General features: G+C 74.0%; 16 protein-coding genes, 1 rRNA gene and 1 pseudogene. 5 read left to right on the forward strand and 13 right to left on the reverse strand.

The genetic code is table 11. The annotated features are described in order from the left end of the window. The 7 genes from BGM09_RS34595 to BGM09_RS34625 all read right to left on the reverse strand — a co-directional run. Positions 1-285: glycosyltransferase (locus tag BGM09_RS34595; protein WP_188285721.1), on the reverse strand; the 285-nt coding region annotated here is incomplete at its 3' end. Positions 286-426: 141 nt separating this feature from the next. Beyond that, positions 427-1,272, reverse strand: coding sequence for a hypothetical protein (locus BGM09_RS34600; RefSeq protein WP_223188020.1), 846 nt, complete (start codon positions 1,270-1,272; stop codon positions 427-429). A gap of 627 nt (positions 1,273-1,899) precedes the next feature. Then, positions 1,900-3,651, reverse strand: a complete 1,752-nt coding sequence (recN, locus tag BGM09_RS34605; RefSeq protein ID WP_188285712.1) for a DNA repair protein RecN — start codon at positions 3,649-3,651, stop codon at positions 1,900-1,902. Between the two features lie 372 nt (positions 3,652-4,023). Continuing rightward, entirely contained in the window at positions 4,024-5,001 is a 978-nt protein-coding gene (locus tag BGM09_RS34610; RefSeq protein ID WP_262928440.1) for an NAD kinase, read from the reverse strand. Beyond that, positions 4,998-5,804, reverse strand: coding sequence for a TlyA family RNA methyltransferase (locus BGM09_RS34615; protein WP_317453010.1), 807 nt, complete (start codon positions 5,802-5,804; stop codon positions 4,998-5,000). Before BGM09_RS34615 ends, BGM09_RS34610 begins: the two co-directional genes overlap by 4 nt. A gap of 10 nt (positions 5,805-5,814) precedes the next feature. Beyond that, the gene (locus BGM09_RS39065; RefSeq protein WP_188285714.1) at positions 5,815-6,129 is read right to left on the reverse strand and encodes a hypothetical protein; all 315 of its coding nucleotides are present in this window, start codon (positions 6,127-6,129) and stop codon (positions 5,815-5,817) included. Next, positions 6,122-7,171, reverse strand: a complete 1,050-nt coding sequence (locus tag BGM09_RS34625) for a histone (protein WP_188285715.1) — start codon at positions 7,169-7,171, stop codon at positions 6,122-6,124. Before BGM09_RS34625 ends, BGM09_RS39065 begins: the two co-directional genes overlap by 8 nt. A gap of 161 nt (positions 7,172-7,332) precedes the next feature. Between BGM09_RS34625 and BGM09_RS34630 the strand changes: the two genes are divergently transcribed. Next, positions 7,333-7,680, forward strand: a complete 348-nt coding sequence (locus tag BGM09_RS34630; protein ID WP_188285723.1) for an SCP2 sterol-binding domain-containing protein — start codon at positions 7,333-7,335, stop codon at positions 7,678-7,680. Between the two features lie 178 nt (positions 7,681-7,858). On the opposite strand, the pseudogene BGM09_RS34635 reads toward BGM09_RS34630, so the two are convergent. The 3 genes and pseudogenes from BGM09_RS34635 to BGM09_RS38310 form a co-directional block, all read right to left on the reverse strand. Further along, positions 7,859-8,656: pseudogene (locus tag BGM09_RS34635) on the reverse strand (ABC transporter ATP-binding protein); the annotation flags it as partial. Positions 8,657-8,835: 179 nt separating this feature from the next. Then, positions 8,836-9,870, reverse strand: a complete 1,035-nt coding sequence (locus BGM09_RS34640; protein ID WP_317453011.1) for a FecCD family ABC transporter permease — start codon at positions 9,868-9,870, stop codon at positions 8,836-8,838. Next, the gene (locus BGM09_RS38310; RefSeq protein ID WP_411158404.1) at positions 9,867-10,949 is read right to left on the reverse strand and encodes a FecCD family ABC transporter permease; all 1,083 of its coding nucleotides are present in this window, start codon (positions 10,947-10,949) and stop codon (positions 9,867-9,869) included. Before BGM09_RS38310 ends, BGM09_RS34640 begins: the two co-directional genes overlap by 4 nt. Before the next feature lie 80 nt (positions 10,950-11,029). Here BGM09_RS38310 and BGM09_RS34645 point away from each other — a divergent pair, with 80 nt between their 5' ends. Together BGM09_RS34645 and BGM09_RS34650 are read left to right on the forward strand one after the other, a co-directional pair. Further along, positions 11,030-12,082: an ABC transporter substrate-binding protein gene (locus tag BGM09_RS34645; protein ID WP_223188021.1), complete on the forward strand. Its 1,053-nt coding sequence runs from the start codon at positions 11,030-11,032 to the stop codon at positions 12,080-12,082. A 4-nt stretch (positions 12,083-12,086) separates the two neighbouring features. Further along, on the forward strand, positions 12,087-12,983 hold the full coding sequence (locus BGM09_RS34650; RefSeq protein ID WP_188285716.1) for a siderophore-interacting protein: 897 nt from the start codon (positions 12,087-12,089) through the stop codon (positions 12,981-12,983). Positions 12,984-13,093: 110 nt separating this feature from the next. On the opposite strand, the gene BGM09_RS34655 is transcribed toward BGM09_RS34650, so the two are convergent. Next, positions 13,094-14,113 (reverse strand): HAD-IIA family hydrolase, encoded by a 1,020-nt coding sequence (locus tag BGM09_RS34655; protein WP_188285717.1) that lies wholly within the window; start codon positions 14,111-14,113, stop codon positions 13,094-13,096. Between the two features lie 74 nt (positions 14,114-14,187). Between BGM09_RS34655 and BGM09_RS34660 the strand changes: the two genes are divergently transcribed. Beyond that, positions 14,188-15,465 (forward strand): DUF1015 domain-containing protein, encoded by a 1,278-nt coding sequence (locus tag BGM09_RS34660; protein ID WP_188285718.1) that lies wholly within the window; start codon positions 14,188-14,190, stop codon positions 15,463-15,465. A 113-nt stretch (positions 15,466-15,578) separates the two neighbouring features. Here the strand turns inward: BGM09_RS34660 and BGM09_RS38315 are convergent, their stop codons facing one another. After that, complete coding sequence (locus BGM09_RS38315) at positions 15,579-16,541, reverse strand: hypothetical protein (protein WP_411158405.1); 963 nt, start codon at positions 16,539-16,541, stop codon at positions 15,579-15,581. 30 nt (positions 16,542-16,571) lie between these two features. Between BGM09_RS38315 and BGM09_RS34670 the strand changes: the two genes are divergently transcribed. After that, positions 16,572-17,858, forward strand: a complete 1,287-nt coding sequence (locus tag BGM09_RS34670) for a hypothetical protein (protein WP_188285720.1) — start codon at positions 16,572-16,574, stop codon at positions 17,856-17,858. A 101-nt stretch (positions 17,859-17,959) separates the two neighbouring features. Here BGM09_RS34670 and rrf read toward each other — a convergent pair. Continuing rightward, positions 17,960-18,076: ribosomal RNA gene (gene rrf / locus BGM09_RS34675) — 5S ribosomal RNA — on the reverse strand. Positions 18,077-18,079 lie beyond the last annotated feature (3 nt).

Raw genomic sequence — 18,079 nt, forward strand, 5'->3', positions numbered from 1 at the left:
GCGCAGACCGTGCGCGTGGACGATTCCGGCGCCGGAGAAGACGGCGCGCAGGGCGGCGACGGCGGGCGCGTCGGTGGCCGCGGCGGCCCTGCGGCCGATCTCGAGGGGGACGAAGCGGGCGCCGGTGCCGGTGAAGGCGTAGTCGGCCTCGGCGGCGGGGGGCCCGCAGACGGTGACCGCGACACCCCGCGCCACGAGCCCGCCCGCCAGCGAGCTGACGTGCGCTCCCGACGTCGTGCCCATGACGTGCACGGCGTGGAGCTGCCCCTGGAAGGGGGTGGACATGCTGCTCACGCGGGGCACTGCTCCTGACTCAGCACGGGACGGCGGCTGTTGGCGGGTACGGGCAACCCCTCCAGGATGCCAGGCCGCACCCGCGGGTCACCGGTCACGGTCGCGCTCAGGCCCGCTCACCCGCCCTTGGGATCACCCATACGGGTGTGCCACGCGGCCCCAGGAGTCAACGTGCCGTACTCCGGGCGCGTTCCACAACCGCTCGTGGGAGGAGATCCGGTCGCCCGCCGCGGTCATCGCGATGAGCGCCGCCGCGTGCAGCAGCAGCCCGGTCCTGCCGTTGGCGACGACGATCGCCGCGCCCAGCGCCGCGCCGAGCGCGTGGGCGCCGCCGTCGCCGAGCATCGTCCGCTCGCTGAGGTCGTCGCCGAGTACGGCCGCCGCGGCGCCCACGGGGGCCGCGGCCAGCACTCCCGCGGGGCCGCGGCGCAGCAGGCCGGGCACGCCGACGGCGATGACCGCCTTCGCGGCGCGGCCGGGCGAGATGTCCACCAGGTTCACCGCGTGCGCGGTGCCCGCGATGACGACGCCCGCGAGCAGTTGGTCGAAGGGCCGCACCTTGAGCAGGGTGCCCGCGGCGAGCCCGGCCGCGCCGATGCCGAGCAGTTTCACCGCGCCCGAGGTAAACCGGCCCTCGCGCAGCGCCGTCAGATGCGCGCCGAAGTCGCGCTCGTCGGGCGAGCCGACCTGGTCGTCGTAGGCTCCGCAGGCGCCCGCGGCCAGTGCGGCGCCGACGGCCGCGATCCGGGAGCGTACGGTCAGGCCGCGCGCGGTGCCCAGGGCGGTCGCGGCTCCGGCCGCCGCGGCCAGGCCGCCGTACAGCTCCACACCGCGCCCCGCGTAGTTGCTGCGCTGCCACATCCGGGCCTCGACCGGGGGCCGCCTGCGCAGCTCCGCGTAGGCCGCGCGGGTCGCACCGGCCGCCGCCATGCCGACGGACAGCCGTCCCGACCGCCCCTTCCAGCCACGCCTGCTCATCCCGCTGCCTCCACGTCGTCGCCGTCGTCCGCTCGCGGCCAACCGCCGCGCCCGGCTGCGCATTTGCCCGGTCCTCACAGCCTTCCCCGCCACGCCCCTGGGGAGCCGTCCCGGTGCGCTCCCGCCGCGCGCGGCACATTATCCGACCGCGCCGACGTCCTCCGGACCCGGACCCGACCCGGAACCCGGACCCGGACCGCCACGGGACCTCAGGCCCGCCCGCCCGACCGACGCGGCCGAGGGGCCGTACCGACCCGGCTGGCACCGAACGTCGGCGCCGCCGCAGCTGACGCCCCGGGCCCCGGGCCCTCCCGGGCCTGCGTCGAACGGGCACCCGGCCTCAAGTCCGCCCGGCCGACGTGGCCCGACTTGCCTGTCCGGGCCAACGCCCCCGCGATACCGGACCCACTCCCCGGAACCGCCACGAGACCTCAGGCGCGTGCGACCGGAGCGACCAGAGGGGCCGGAGCTCAACGCCACGGCTGACGTCACCCAAGCCCCTGGCCCGCGTCGGTCGGCCGCGCGACCTCACGCCCGCCCGGCGGGCCGGACGCTCCTGTCCCGGCTGGCGTCCCCGGGCTCCGCCCGGCGACCGGGTGCTCCGGCGCCGGGGGACTCATCGGGGGGTCAGCGGGCCGCCTTGGCCGCGGCGAGGAGTTCCTCGGCGTGGGCGCGGCCCAGTTCGGAGTCCTCCAGGCCGGCGAGCATGCGGGAGAGCTCCTTCACCCGGGCCTCGCCCTCCAGGATGGTGACGCCGCTGCGGGTGACGGACCCGTCGTTGGTCTTCTCGACCAGGAGCTGCCGGTCGGCGAAGGCCGCGACCTGCGGGAGGTGGGTGACGACGACGACCTGCGCGGTACGGGCCAGGCGCGCCAGGCGGCGGCCGACCTCGACGGCCGCCTTGCCGCCGACTCCGGCGTCCACCTCGTCGAAGAGGTACGTCGGCACCGGGTCGGACCCGGCGAAGACCACCTCGACGGCGAGCATGACGCGCGACAGCTCGCCGCCCGAGGCGCCCTTGGCGATCGGCCGGGCCGGGGAGCCGGGGTGCGGGGCCAGTTGCAGCTCCACCTCGTCGGCGCCGGTGGGACCGAACGCCACGGCCCGGCCGCCCACCTCGATCCCGGCGTCGGGCTCGGCCGTCGCGGTCTGCCGGATCGCGACGCCGACCCGGGCGTGCGGCATCGCCAGCTCGGCGAGTTCCGCGGTGACGGCGGCGGCGAAACGGTCCGCCGCCTCGCCCCGCGCGTCGGTCAGGTCCTGGGCGAGCGCGCCCAGTTCCGCGCGGAGCGCGTCCCGCTCCGCGGTGAGTCCTTCGATCCGCTCGTCGTCGCCCTCCAGCTCGCCGAGCCGCGCGGCGCTCTCCTCGGCCCAGGCCAGTACGCCGTCGATGTCGACGCCGTACTTGCGCGTCAGATGCGCCAGTACGGACCTGCGCTCCTCGACGGCCGCGAGCCGCAGCGGGTCGGCGTCCAGATTGTCGGCGTATCCCGCCAGCTCGCCGGAGACGTCACCGAGCAGGATGCCGATCTCGCCGAGCCGGGCCGCCAGGCCCGCCAGCTCCGGGTCGTGCGCGCTGACCGCGTCCACCGCGCGCTGCGCCCCCGCGACGAGGGTGCCGGCGTCCACGCCCTCCGGGTCCTCGGGGTTGCCCGCGAGCGCCGCGTGCGCGATGGCCGCCGCGCTCGCCAGCGCCTCGGCGTGGCCGAGGCGGGCCGCCTCGGCGGCCAGTTCGGTGTCCTCGCCCGCGACCGGCTCGGCCGCCGCCACTTCCTCGATGCCGAACCGCAGCAGGTCCGCCTCCTGCGCGCGCTCCCTGGCCCGCGTCGTCAGCTCGTCCAGCTCGGCCGCGACCTCCCGCAGCCTGCGGTACGCCGACCCGTACTTCGCCAGCGGCGCCGCCACCGCGTCGCCCGCGTACCGGTCCAGGGCCTCACGCTGCCGCGCCGGGCGCAGCAGGCCCTGCTGGTCGGTCTGGCCGTGCACGGCCACCAGGTCGTCCGCCAGCTCGCCGAGCAGCCCGACCGGGACGGTACGGCCGCCCACGAACGCCCGCGAGCGGCCTTCCGCCGAGACGGTACGGCTGATCAGCAGCGCGCCGTCGTCCAGTTCCGCGCCCGCTTCCTCCGCCCGTACGGAGGCCCGGTTGCCGGGGGCCATCGTTATCCGGCCCTCGACGGACGCCGCCTTAGCGCCGATCCGTACGAGCGCGGGATCGGCCCGGCCGCCCAGGAGCAGGCCGAGGCTGGTCACGACCATGGTCTTGCCCGCACCGGTCTCGCCGGTCACCGCGGTGAAGCCGGGTGAGAGTTCCACCACGGCGTCCTCGATGACCCCGAGCGACCGGATTCGCATTTCCTCCAACACGGGTACGACCATACGAGGTTTGAGCCCCACCGCGCGACGGTCCCCTGCGGGGGGCGGTTCTGGGGCGGCTCCTCCGCCGGGGCGGCACGCCGGTCTTTCAGGGGCGCGAGGAACTGCGCGGCCGGCCGAAGCGCTCCCACGGGTCACCACCGGTCCCAGCGGGGCAGATCGGCTGTTCTCGGGCCACCGGCCCGGTGAGGTCCCCCAGCCTTCGGCCGGGAGGTGCCCCCCTTGTCGCGCGGTTCCGCCCCCAGCTACCGCTGGGAGGTGCCCCCAGCGCCCGTAAGAACCAGGCCCTGGGCAAGCGCGGCGCGCTGTCCGCCCGCCCGCGACGGGCGCCCACCTGCGTATATGGAACGGTCCGCCGTCAGGCGGGTTGGCGGGTTATTGGGGGGCGCCGCGCCATCCGGCGACGGGGAGGGCGAATTTGGCGACGAGACGGTCCGTGAAGGAGGCGTGGTGGAGCCGGGCCAGCCGCACCGGCACGGCGCCCCGGCGGACCTCGACGCGGGCGCCGGCGGGAAGCTCGACGGTGCGGCGGCCGTCGCACCACAGGACGCCGTGCGGCGTCTTGGGCTGGACCTCGACGGCGAGGACGGAGCGGGGCGAGGTCACCAGGGGCTTGGCGAAGAGGGCGTGGGCGCTGATGGGCACCATCAGGAGCGCTTCGACCTCGGGCCAGACCACGGGACCGCCGGCCGAGAAGGCGTAGGCGGTGGAGCCGGTGGGGGTGGCGCAGACGACGCCGTCGCCGCCGAAGCGGGAGACCGGGCGGCCGTCGACCTCGGTGACGACCTCCAGGAGGCGTTCGCGGGACGCCTTCTCGACCGAGGCCTCGTTGAGCGCCCAGTCGGTGTGCACGATGTGCCCGTCGTTGCGGACCAGGACGTCGAGCGTCATCCGCTCCTCGACCTCGTACTCGCGGGTGACGACGCGGTCGACGACCTTGTCGAGGTCGTCCCGCTCGGCCTCGGCGAGGAAGCCGACCCGGCCGAGGTTCACGCCGAGCAGCGGGACCCCGGAGGCGCGGGCGAATTCGGCGCCGCGCAGCAGCGTGCCGTCACCGCCGAGTACGACGATCAGCTCGCAGCCCTCGACGGACTCGGGCCCCGGCTCCGTGACGTGCTCGACCTCGGCGGGCAGCGGCAGGTCCGCGGCCTCCTCGGCGAGCAGCCGTACGCCGATCCCGCACCGCAGCAGCCCCTTGACCACGCGTTCCGCGCTGCGGATGGCGGCCGGGCGGCCGGTGTGGGCGAGCAGGAAGACGGTACGGGCGCCGCCCGGCCCGCACCGCGCGTCGCGTCCGGCTTCGGATGCGGTTCCGGCTTCGGATCCGGTTCCGGATTCGGTCTTGGTGGTCAACGGGGCCCCTCCGCCACAGCACGGTCGACATCGGCCGGGTCCAGAGGAGGCGCACCGGCGCGCAGCCACAGAAAATACTCCACATTCCCGGACGGTCCGGGCAGCGGACTGGCCGTGACGCCCAGCACCCCGAGCCCCAGCTCCGCCCCCTGAGCGGCGACCTTGCGCACGCTCTCGGCCCGTAGCTGGGTGCTGCGGACGACGCCACCGCTGCCCAGTCGTTCCCTACCCACCTCGAACTGCGGCTTCACCATCAGTACGAGATCGGCGTCGGACGCGGCGCACCGTACGAGCGCGGGCAGCACCAGACCGAGCGGAATGAAGGACAGGTCGCCGACGATGAGGCCGACGGGGGTGCCGTCGATGTGGTCGAGCGTCAGCTCACGGACGTTCGTACGGTCCTTGACGGTGACGCGGTCGTCGCTCCGCAGCGACCAGGCCAGCTGGCCGTAGCCGACGTCGACCGCGACGACCTCGGCGGCGCCCGCCCGCAGCAGCACATCGGTGAAGCCGCCGGTGGACGCGCCCGCGTCGAGCGCCCTGCGGCCCTCGACGCTCAGCCCGCGCGGCTGGAACGCGGCGAGCGCGCCGGCCAGCTTGTGGCCGCCGCGCGACACGTAGTCGGGTTCGTCGGCGTCCCGCGCCACCACCACGGCGGCGCTGGTCTCCACCTGCGTGGCCGCCTTCGTGGCGGTCGCGCCGCCGACGGTCACCCGCCCGGCGGCGATCAACTGGCTTGCGTGCTCCCGCGAGCGCGCGAGACTCCGGCGCACCAGCTCGGCGTCGAGTCGGCGTCGTGCCACCACGTACGGTTCAGCTCCTGTTCTCGTCCAGCGCGGCGAGTGCGTCCCGCAATCCGCGGTGCACATCCTCGTACACCTCTACGTGTCCCGCGGTCGGCAGTTCGTCGGCGTCCGACAGCCGGGCAACCGCCGCGTCCACGTCGGCATTCCCCGTCTCCCGCAGCACCACGCCGAGCGGTACGGGACCGGCCGGCTCCGGCAGGGCGTGAACGGCCCCGTCCGCCGGTCCGACCGCGCCGGCGTCCTGCGCCGGTGCGGCGTCGGACGCCTCGTCGCCGTCCGGTGCCGGTGCGGCACCGGACGGCCCTACATCGAGGTCACTCACCGGCGTTACCCGCCTCCGGCCCCGGTGCGGACTTCTTCGCGGCGGGCGCCTTCTTGGCGGCGGCCTTCTTCGTCGTGGCCGTCGTGGCCGTCGCCGTCTTCTTCACGGCTGCGGTCTTCTTGACGGCGGACGCCTTCTTCGCCGCGGGGGCCTTCTTGGCTGCCGTCTTCTCGGGTGTCGCCTTCTTCGCCGTCACCTTCTTCGCCGGGGCGGTCCGTTCCGGCTGTTCCGGCTGTTCCGGCGTCGTGGGGGCCGGAGGGGCCGCCTGGGCCGGGGCCGACTTGGACGGGGCGGACTTGGACGGGGTGGTCTTGCGGGTGGCGGACTTCTTCGCGGGCGCGGTCTTCTTGGCCGCGGCCTTCTTGGCGGACGCGGTCTTCGTGGCGGCCGGGCCCGTACCCGCGGTGGCGGTCTTCCGGGTCGGGGCGGCCTTCTTCGCCGCCGGGGAAGAAGTCGTCGCCGACTTCTTGGCTGCCGTCTTCCGCGCCGAAGGCGCCTTCTTCGCCGCCGCCTTGCGGACCGCGGTCGAGGCGGTGCCCTTGGGAGCGGCCGCGGCGGCCGGGGCGGACTTCTTCGCGGGCGCGGCGGCGGACGCCGCGTCCGGCTCGACCTTGACGTGCTGGACCGGCGGGGCGGCGCCGCGCCGGGGAGCCGGTTCCGAGGGCCGGGCCTGCCCGGCACCGCTGTCGGCCGTGTCCTCGTCGGTGGACTCCAGGTTCCCGATGCGCCGTTCGAGCGTTTCGAGGACGACGCCGACCTTCGTCACTTCGTCGGCGAGGCGACCGACCCGGCTCATCGTCTTGTCGACTTCGTCCCGGATGAGTCCGAGCAGGAGGTCACGGTTGGCCCGGCCCGAGGCCATCAGCTCGTCGGCGAGGGTCTGGACTTCGGCCGGAATGGCGGAGCCGATCCTGCGCTGGACGGCGTCGACGTCTATTCCCGTCTGGTCGAGCAGTTCCCTCGCCGCGTCGATCGTGCGCCGCCGGGTGGCCTCGGTCAGGCCGCCCGCGATCTGTAGACAGGTACGCAGCGCGTCCCGCATCGCTCACACTCCTCGCCTCGCCGTTGACGTATCCGGTCACGACGCTACCGCGTATCGCGACCGCGGCCCGAGCACGGTGCCCCGCGGTGCTGCGGTAGCGTCGTCCGGACGTGCGCGCGGACCGCGCACGATCCGGCACGATCCAGAAGGACACCGCACCGATGGCGACGATCCAGGAGTGCCGCAGCGCGCTCGACCGACTGGCGGCGAATCTCGCCGACGCCGAGGGCGGCGTGCGCTCCGCCGCCGCCATGGACCGCTCTCTGAGCTGCCGGATCACCGATCTGGACGTCACCTTCGTGGGGCGGCTGTCCGGCGGCCGGATCGAGGACGTGACGACCGTGCCGGGCACGCCCCCCGACAAGGCGCAGATCAGGCTGACCATGTCAGGCGACGACCTGGTCGCCCTGGTCGGCGGCGAGTTGAACTTCGCCAAGGCGTGGGGCAGCGGCCGGGTCAAGCTCCAGGCCGGCCTGCGGGACGTCCTGCGTCTGCGGTCTCTGCTGTAACCAGGCCGGGCGCGGAGTCACCGGCCACGGAACCGGCTACGGAACCGGACGCGTAATCAGGCCCGGCCCCCGGCACGGAATCAGGCACGGAATCGACGGGGTCGGAACCCGTACCGGACTTGACGCCGGGGGCGGGTCCCGATCCCTGGCCCGGCTCGGCGTCGGAGAGGGTCGCGCCGGCCGCCACCGCACCGGCCCGCCGCGCGGCGGGCACCACCAGCGGCGTACCGCTCTCCGGGTCCTCAATGATCCGGCAGCGCACCCCGAAGACCCGCTCCACCAGCTCCGCGGTGATGATCTCGGCGGGCGGCCCCTGCGCCTCGATCCGGCCGTCGCGCATGGCGATCAGGTGAGTGGCGTAGCGCGCGGCCTGGTTGAGGTCGTGCAGAACGGCGACGAGCGTGCGTCCGCGCTGTTCGTGGAGCTCCGCGCAGAGGTCGAGCACGTCGAGCTGGTGCTGGATGTCGAGGAAGGTGGTCGGCTCGTCGAGCAGCAGCAACGGGGTCTGCTGGGCCAGGGCCATGGCGATCCAGACGCGTTGCCGCTGTCCGCCGGACAGTTCGTCGACATAGCGATCGGCCAGGGCGGTGACGCCGGTCGCCGCCATCGATTCGTCGACGATTCTCTCGTCCTCGGGCGACCACTGCCGCAGCAGCCCCTGGTGCGGGTACCGGCCGCGCGACACCAGCCCCGACACGGTGATCCCGTCGGGCGCCACCGAGCTCTGCGGGAGCAGTCCCAGCGTCCTGGCGACCGCCTTCGCGGGCAGCGCGCCGATGGCCTGGCCGTCCAGCAGGACCTGGCCCGCGGCCGGCTTCAGCAGCCGCGACAGCGCGCGCAGCAATGTCGACTTGCCGCAGGCGTTCGGTCCGACGATGACGGTGAAGGACTGGTCGGGTACGGCGACCGACAGCTCCTTCGCGATGACCCGCTGGTCGTACGCGAGAGTGACGGACTCGGCGGCGAGGCGGGTCATGCGGGACGCTCCGTGTTCTGCCGAAGGGATCTGGCGGGTGGTGTCTGCCGGTGGCGGCTGGTTCCGTCGGCCGCCGCGGCGCGGCCTCAGCCGCGCGGTGAGCGCCGTACGCTCCGGGTCGGCCGCGCCCTGCGCGCGCACCGCGTTCTCCGTACGCTCCTCGCGTTCCGTACGTGTCCTCATATCCGTCCCGCCCTCCGCTCCGCGATCAGCAGCCACAGCAGATAGCCGCCGCCGAGCACGCCGGTGGCGACGCCGACCGGCACCTGGCCGGAACCGAAGGCGCGTTGGGCGGCCAGGTCGGCGGCGACGAGCAGCGCGGCGCCCAACAGCGCGGACGACAGCAGCGAGACACCCGGGGAACGGGTGAGGCGCCTGGCTAGTTGGGGCGCGGTCAGCGCGATGAAGGCGATGGGGCCCGCCGCCGCGGTGGCGGACGCGGTGAGCAGGACGGCGCCCAGTACGACGATCAGCCGGGTGCGTTCCACGCGTACGCCCAGTGCCGCCGCCGCGTCGTCGCCCATCTCGCTGATCCGCAGCGCGCGTCCCTGGGACAGCAGCAGCGGCATGAGGACGCAGCAGGCGACGAGCAGCGGCCAGACCTGGTTCCAGTCGCGGCCGTCGAGGGAGCCGGTGATCCAGACGATCGCGCGGGCGGCGTCCACGAAGTCGGCCTTGACCAGCAGATAGCTGTTGACGGCCGACAGCACGGCCGAGGCGCCGATGCCGATCAGCACCAGCCGGTAGCCGTGCACCCCGCGCTTCCAGGCCAGCACGTAGACGGCGATGCCGGTGAGCAGTCCGCCCGCGACGGCGCCGATGGCGACCTCGTAGGCGCTGCCCTTGAGCAGCACGATGACGATCAGCGCGCCCGCGGCGGAGCCCTGGCCGAAGCCGATGACGTCGGGGCTGCCGAGCGGGTTGCGGGAGACGGTCTGGAAGGCGGCGCCCGCCATGCCGAGCGCGGCGCCGACGAGCAGGGCCACGATCACCCGCGGCAGCCGCAGGTCGCGGACGATGAACTCCTGTCCCGCGTCGCCGTGTCCGGTCAGGGTGCGGACGACGTCGAGCGGGGCGATGGCGTAGTCGCCCGTGCCGATCAGGACGACGGAGACGGCGAGGGCCGTGAGCAGCAGGACGCAGGAGACGACGGCCGCGCGCCGGTCGAGCCGGACGGACAGTCCGCCGCGGGTGCGCAGTACGGGTTCTCTCACAGTTCGGCCATCCTTCGGCGGCGTACGAGGGCGATGAAGACCGGTCCGCCGAGGACCGCGGTGACGATGCCGACCTGGAGTTCGGCCGGGCGGGTGATGAGCCGTCCGACCACGTCCGCGCCGAGCAGCAGCACCGGTGACAGCACGGCCGCGTAGGGCAGGATCCAGCGCATGTCGGGTCCGGTGATGCCGCGCACGACGTGCGGCACCATCAGGCCGATGAAGACGATGGGCCCGCAGGCCGCGGTGGCCGCGCCGCACAGCAGCGTGATGGAGATCATCACCAGCACGCGGGTGCGGGTCAGTTTGGCGCCGAGGCCGCGGGCGGTGTCGTCGCCGAGCGCGACGGCGTTGAGCGGCCGGCCGCTGATGAGCGCGAGTACGGCGCCGGCCAGGATGAACGGGGTCACGTAGCGGACGGTCGACATGTCGGCGGAGGCGAGCGAGCCGACCTGCCAGAAGCGCATCCGGTCCAGGGCCGCGTTGTCGCTGAGTTCGACGGCGGTGGTCCAGCCCTGGAGTACGGCGGTGACGGCGGTGCCCGCGAGGGCGAGGCGGACCGGGGTCGCGGACCGGCTGCCGCCGATGACGTAGACCAGCGCCGAGACCACGGCCGCGCCGCCGAGGGCGAACCACACGTAACCGCTCATGCTGGTCACGCCGAAGAAGCTGATCGCGGAGACGACGGCCGCGGCGGCGCCCGCGTTGACGCCGAGTAGTCCGGGGTCGGCGAGCGGGTTACGGGTGAGGGCCTGCATGGCCGCGCCCGCGACGCCGAGCGCGGCGCCGACGAGGAGTCCGAGGACGGTACGCGGCAGCCGCAGTTTGCGGATCACCACGTCGTTGTCGGTGCCCGCGTAGTGGAACAGCCCGTGCCAGACCTGGTCGACGGGTATGTCCTTGGCGCCGATGGCGATGCTCGCGAGGGCCACGACGGCCAGCAGGCCGACGGCGGCGAGCAGCCCGGCGGCGCGTTTCGCGTTCGCCTGCGCGACGCTGCCGCGGCGCTCGACGGCCGGTGGCCCGGTGACCTGCTGTCCGGTGACCGGAGCGGGTGGGGAGTGACGATCGACCAACACGGTGATTAGGTTAGCCTAACCTGGCCACCTCAACTCCGAGCAGAGCGGCTGTCTTGATGAATCCCCCTCGTTTCTCACCCATGTCCGGAATGTCGCGGCGCGGCGTGCTCGCCGTGGGCGGCTCCGTCGGTATCGGCGCACTGCTCGCCGCTTGCGGCGGCTCCTCCGACAAGGGCTCCCAGGACGCGAAGGACTCCGGTGCCGGAACCGGCGCCAAGGCCGACGCCGGGGCCAAGACCCCCGCGGGCCCCTGGTCGTTCACCGACGACCGCAAGACCGCGGTCAAGCTCGACAAGACGCCGACCAAGCTGGTCGCCTACGTCGGTGTCGCCGCCGCGCTGCACGACTACGGCGTCGAATGCGTCGGCGTCTTCGGCCCGACCACCGTCAAGGACGGCGGCGCCGACGCCCAGGCGGGCGACCTCGACGTCAGCAAGGTGACCGTGATCGGCAACACCTACGGCGAGTTCAACATCGAGAAGTACGCCGCCCTCTCCCCCCAACTGCTGATCAGCCACATGTACGAGGCACCGACTCTCTGGTACGTGCCGGACGAGAGCGCCAAGAAGATCCTCGCCCTCGCGCCCAGCGTCGGCATCAACCTCAAGAGCGTCCCCATCACCACCCCGCTCCAGCGGTACGCCGAACTCGCCGCGTCCCTGGGCGCGGACATGAACTCGACCACCAACGCCGCCGCCAAGGCCCGCTTCGAGAAGGCGTCCGCCGATCTGCGCGCCGCCGCCAAGGCGTCCGGCGGCCTCAAGGTGATGGCCGCCTCCGGCAGCGCCGACTCCTTCTACGTCTCGACCCCGCCCTCCGCGTCCGACCTCAGCTACTACAAGAGCCTCGGCGTCGACCTCATCGTCCCCGACAAGGTCGAAGGCGGCTTCTTCGAGACCCTGAGCTGGGAGAACGCCGACAAGTACCAGCCCGACATCATCATGCTCGACAACCGCACCGCGACCCTCCAGCCCAAGGACCTGGCCGCCAAGCCCACCTGGGCGCAACTGGCCGCCGTCAAGGCCGGGCAGGTCATCGGCTGGCCGAGCGAGCCGATCTTCTCGTACGACAAGTGCGCCGCCCAGATCGAGGCGCTGACCAAGGCCATCACCGGTGCGAAGAAGGTGAGCTGACGCCGTGTCCACCGCGCCCTACCTCTTCTTCCACCCCCGCGTCCTGCGCACCGAGCGGCTGTCGCCCACCCTGGTACGGGTCGTGCTCGGCGGCGACGACCTGGCCGGCGTCGTGAGCGGCGGCCGGGACCAGCGCTTCAAGCTCTTCCTGCCGCAGCAGGGCCAGACCCGCCCGGTGCTGCCCGAACCGCTCGGCGCCGACTGGTACGCCGACTGGCGCGCCCTCGACCCCGACGTCCGCGGCATCATGCGGACGTACACGATCCGCGCGGTCCGCCGCGACCCGCTGGAATTCGACATCGACTTCGCCCTGCACGGCGACCTCGGCCCCGCCTCCCGCTGGGCCCAGCAGGCCGGGCCCGGCGACCCGGTGAGCATCCTCGCCCCGGCCGGCGAGGACAACGGCGGCGTCGACTTCCAGCCGCCCGCCGGTACCGACTGGGTGCTGCTGACCGCCGACGAGACCGCGCTGCCCGCCGTGGCGAGCATCCTGGAGTGGCTGCCCGCCGGCATGCCCGTCAAGGTCTGGATCGAGGTCGCCCACCCCGAGGACCGCATCCCGCTGGCCACCGCCGCCGACGCCGACATCACCTGGCTGGTACGGGAACACCCAGGCGCCGACCGCACCGCCGCGCTGCTGGCCGCCGTCCGCGACGCCGGGGACCTGCCGTCCGGCACCCCCTACGCCTGGATCGCGGGCGAGGCCGCCTCCGCCCGCGCGCTCCGCCGCCACCTGGTCAACGACCGCGGCATCGACCGCAAGGCGATCAAATTCACCGGCTACTGGCGGCACGGCGTCACCGAGGACGACCTGCTGGCGGCGGCCGTCGCGGAAGCCGAAGCCGATGCCGCGGCGGCGGCGGCGGCGAAGAACGCGGCCACGGCGGACGCGGACGCCTGACCCGGCCGCGCGCCGCGCGGGGGGGGTGTGCGCACCGCGTCAGGGTGAGCCGGGCTCAAGAACCGGGCCGGGCCCGCATCATGGAGCCCGCCTCAGAGTGCGGGCCGGGCTCAAAGGCCCAGCCGCGCCAGCGCCTTGTCCGCGTCCAGGCCGCACGTGCCGTCGCCCGCCGTCGTCCAGGCCGCGGCGCACAGCGCGCGCAGCCCGTCGAGCGCGTCGCCGTCACCGTCGAGCGCGAGCGCGTCCGAGGCGGCGGAGGCGGTCCAACCACCGCAGCGGAAGCCGCCGTCGGCCGCCGTCACCTCCGGCTGCGCGACCAGCAGCCCGCGCAGGTCGGCGGCGACATACGTGGGACGGTGACGCGGCTCGGCGGCGAGCAGGTGGGCCGCGTCCGTCACCCCGGTCAGCACGAGCAGTGAGTCCACCTCGCCGGCGTGCGCCCCCTCGATGTCCGTGTCGAGCCGGTCCCCCACCACCAGGGGCCGCTTCGCCCCCGTCCTGATCACCGTCTCCCGGTGCATCGGCGGCAGCGGCTTCCCCGCGACCTGCGGCTCACCGCCGGTCGCGATCCGTACGACCTCCACCGCCGCGCCGTTCCCCGGCGCGATCCCGCGCGCGCTCGGAATCGTCAGATCCGTGTTGGACGCGAACCACGGCACACCCCGGTTCACCGCGTACGCCATCTCCCCGAGTTGCGACCACCGCAGGTCGGGCCCGTACCCCTGCACGGCGGCCACGGGCTCGTCGTCCGCCGACTCCACCGGCCGCAGCCCGCGCTCGCGCAGCGCCGCGAACAGCCCCTCGCCGCCCACCGCGAGCACCTTCGCCCCCTCGGGCACCTGATCGGCGATCAGCCGCGCCACCGCCTGCGCCGAGGTGATCACCTCGTCGGCCTCCGCGGGCACCCCGAGGTCCGTGAGGTGCTCCGCGACAGCCTGCGGCGTACGCGAGGCGTTGTTCGTCACATACGCGAGACGCATCCCGTGCCCGCTCGCCGCGGCCAGCGACTCGACGGCGTGCGCGATGGCGTCACCGCCCGCGTACACGACCCCGTCGAGGTCGAGGAGCGCCGTGTCGTACGCCGTGTCCAGCGGTCCTTCGGTGCCGTTCGGACTGGTCCGGTGGGTCATGACGGGCTCGCTCCTCGGATGTCGTCGATGACCCCGATCATCCCTCATAGCCGCCCCGGACATAGCATGCGCTGATGACCAACTCCGGACTCAACGGCGAGCACGGCCTGCGTCTGAAGCCCTTCCGCGGACTCCGCTACGTCCGACAGCGCGTCGGCAGCCTGGCCGCGGTGACCTCACCGCCGTACGACGTCGTCGTACGCCCCGACGGCCAGCGGCGGTTGGAGACGGCCGACCCGTACAACGTCGTCCGGCTCATCCTCCCCGAGGCCGAGACACCGGCCGCCCGGCACGGCAAGGCCGCCAGGACCCTCACCGCCTGGCTCGACGAGGGCGTCCTCGCCGCCGACCCGCTGCCCGCCCTCTACGTCTACGAACAGCGCGACGGCGACCACCTCCAGCGCGGGGTGATCGGCGCACTGCGGCTCACACCGCCGCGGGACGGCGTCGTCCTGCCGCACGAGGACGTCATGCCGGGCCCGGTCGCCGACCGTGCCGCCCTGATGCGCGCGACCGGCGCCAATCTGGAGCCGCTGCTGCTGTCCTACCGGCAGGGCGACGCGACGGCCGCCGTCATCGACCGCACCGCCGCCGACGCCGAACCGCTGCTGGCCACGGTCACCGAGGACGGCGTACGGCACCGGCTGTGGGCGCTCACCGACCACGCCGACCACGCGGCCGTCGAGGCCGATCTCACCTCCCACCAGGCCCTGATCGCCGACGGCCACCACCGCTGGGCGACCTACCGGCTCCTCCAGTCGGCCCACCGCCCCGGCACCCCCTGGGACTACGGCCTCGTCCTGCTGGTCGACACCGCCCGCTATCCGCTCCGGGTACGTGCGATCCACCGCGTCCTGCCGCGGCTGCCACTGGCCGACGCGCTGGAGGCCGCCCGCGGCGCCTTCCGCGTACGGCCGCTGACCGGTCCGTCGCTGGACGGCGCGCTCGACGCGCTGGCGGAGGCCGCGGGCGACGGCAACGCCTTCCTGCTCGCGGGCGACGGCGGCTTCCACCTGCTGGACCGCCCGGACCCGGCGGCCATCGAGCGCGGCGTTCCGGCCGACCGCCCCGCACAATGGCGCCGTCTGGACGCCGCCGTCCTGCACAGCCTGCTGCTCGACGACGTCTGGAAGGTCCCCGACTCCCCCGAGGACATCCGCTACATCCACGACACGGCCGCCGCCGTGGGCCTGGCGGAACGGTTGCACGGCACGGCCGTCCTCATGCATCCGGTGCACGAGGACGTCGTCCGCGACCTCGCCCGTCAGGGCGTGACCATGCCCCGCAAGTCCACGTCCTTCGGCCCGAAACCGGCGAGCGGGCTGGTGATGCGCAGCGTCGAACTCGGCTGAGTCTGACAGTCTGAAGTCTGAGTCGAGGCGCGGCCGGGTCGTAGCCGGTCATACGAAAGGGCGGCACCCGCGGTGTGCGGGTGCCGCCCTTTCACGTGGGACGCGTGCGTGTGTCAGTCCTCGTCGTCGCTCTTCGGCTCGCCGTGTGCGGCGGGCTCGCGGAACGGCGAGTCGAGGAAGGAGGACGGGGCGGCTCCGTCGGTCGCCTCGGCCCTCTGCTCGGCCTTCTCAGCGTCGTCGGCGCCCTCTTCGTCGTCGTCCGAGTCGTCCTCGTCGTCCTCGTCGTCCGCGGATTCGTCGGTACCGCTGACGGGCTCCCCGGAGGTCTCGGTGTCGTCCTCGTCGGAGACGTCGTGGTCCGAAACGTCGTCGTCCGTGTCGTCGACGTCGTCCTCGTCGTCCGCCGCCTCGTCCGTCGTGTCCGGCCGCTGGGGCTCGGACTCGGCCGCGTCGTCCTCGTCGATGGCGTCGACGAATTCCACGCCGTCGAGCTGGGCGAGGCGGTCGGAGGCGTCGGTGGTGCCGTTGTGGTCGGCTTCGAGCGCCTTCGCGAACCAGTCGCGGCCCTCGCGCTCACGGCCGACGCGCAGCAGCGCGTCCGCGTAGGCGTACCGCAGGCGGGCGGTCCACGGGTGCACGGCGTTGGACGCCAGCTCGGAGCTCTGGAGGGTGACCACGGCGGCCTCGTCCTGGCCCATGTCCTGCCGGGCCCCGGCCGCGACCAGGCGCATCTCGACCTGGCCGGCCTTGTCGAGCTTGTGCACCTCGGGGGCGCCCGCCATCTCCAGCGCGCGCTCCGGACGGCCGAGACCGCGCTCGCAGTCCGCCATCACCGGCCACAGGTCGACAGTGCCGGTCATCCGCCGGGTCGCCCGGAATTCGGCCAGCGCCTCGGCGTACCGCTCGCTGGCGTACGACGCGAAGCCCGCCGCCTCCCTGACGGCCGCGACGCGGGACGCCAGCCGCAGCGCGACGCGCGAGTACGCGTACGCCTGCTCGGGCTCCTCGTCCAGCAGCCGGGCGACCATGACGAGGTTGCGCGCCACGTCCTCCGCGAGCGTCTTCGGCAGGCTCATCAGCTCCTGGCGCACGCTCGGGTCGATCTCGTGGCCGGTGACCTCGTCAGGGATCGGCAGCCTGCGGACGGGCTCCCGCTCCTCACGGCGGTCGTCCCTGCCCCGGTTCTCGAACCGGCCGCGGCCCTCGACCACGGGGCGGCGCCCCTGCGCGCCACGGTCCCGGTCGTCGTCCCGACGCGGGCCACGCGGACGGTCGTCACGGCGGTCGTCACGCGGGCGGTCGAAACGGGGACGGTCATCGTCGCGACGCGGACCGCGCGGACGGTCGTCACGCGGGCCGTCGAAACGGGGACGGTCGTCGCGGGGCCTGTCGTCCCTGCGGAACCCGCCACCGCCGCCGCCGGGGCGGTCGTCACGCGGACGGTCGTAGCGCGGCCGGTCCTCACGGGGACGGAAGCCGCCGCCGGACCGGTCGTCGCGACGGTCGTCACGCGGGCGGTCGTAGCGGGGACGGTCATCGCGCGGACGATCGTCGCGCGGGCGGTCGTCGCGCGGGCGGTCGTAACGGGGACGGTCGTCCCTGGGCCGGTCCTGACGGGGACGGTCGTCGCGCGGGCGGTAGCCGCCGCGGTCGTCTTCGCGGCGCGGGCCACGGGGACGGTCGTCACGCCGGTCGTCACGCGGACGGTCGTCGCGACGGAAACCGCCGCCACCGCCGGGACGGTCCTCACGCGGACGGTCAAAACGAGGCCGGTCATCGCGCGGGCGGAAGCCACCGCCACCGCCACCGGGTCGGTCCTGACGGGGACGGTCGTCCCTGGGACGGTCGTCGCGCGGGCGGTAGCCGCCACGGTCGTCTTCGCGGCGCGGGCCACGGGGACGGTCGTCACGCCGGTCGTCACGCGGACGGTCGTCGCGACGGAAACCGCCGCCACCGCCGGGACGGTCCTCACGCGGACGGTCAAAACGAGGCCGGTCGTCACGCGGGCGGAAGCCACCGCCGCCGCCACCGCCGCCGGATCGGTCGTCGCGGGGGCGGTCCTGGCGCGGACGGTCATCGCGGGGGCGGTCGTCACGGGGACGGTAACCGCCGCCAGCCGGCGGACGGCCGCCACTGTCACGGCGGTCGTCGCGCGGGCGGTAGCCGCCACGGTCGTCTTCGCGACGCGGGCCACGGGGACGGTCGTCACGTCGATCGTCGCGACGGAAGCCGCCGCCGCTGGGACGGTCACCGTCCCGCCGCGGACCGCTGCTGCGGTAACCCCCGCGGTCGCCGCCGCCGTTCGGGCGCGAGTCCCGGCGTTCGGGACGCTCGGGCCGGTCTTCAGGCGAGTTGGGCATCGACGTGACTCCTGTCGGATCGTACTGCTGTAGTGCACGTCTCTCGCCATGACGGAGAGGACGCGCACCGAAGAACAACGAAAAAAGACCCCCGGTCCCAGCGCTTAGGCCAGGACCGAGGGTCCATAAAGATTGTTCGGCGGTGTCCTACTCTCCCACAGGGTCCCCCCTGCAGTACCATCGGCGCTGAAAGGCTTAGCTTCCGGGTTCGGAATGTAACCGGGCGTTTCCCTAACGCTATGACCACCGAAACA

The organism is Streptomyces sp. CBMA29, from assembly GCF_014596445.1.
Lineage (GTDB): Bacteria > Actinomycetota > Actinomycetes > Streptomycetales > Streptomycetaceae > Actinacidiphila.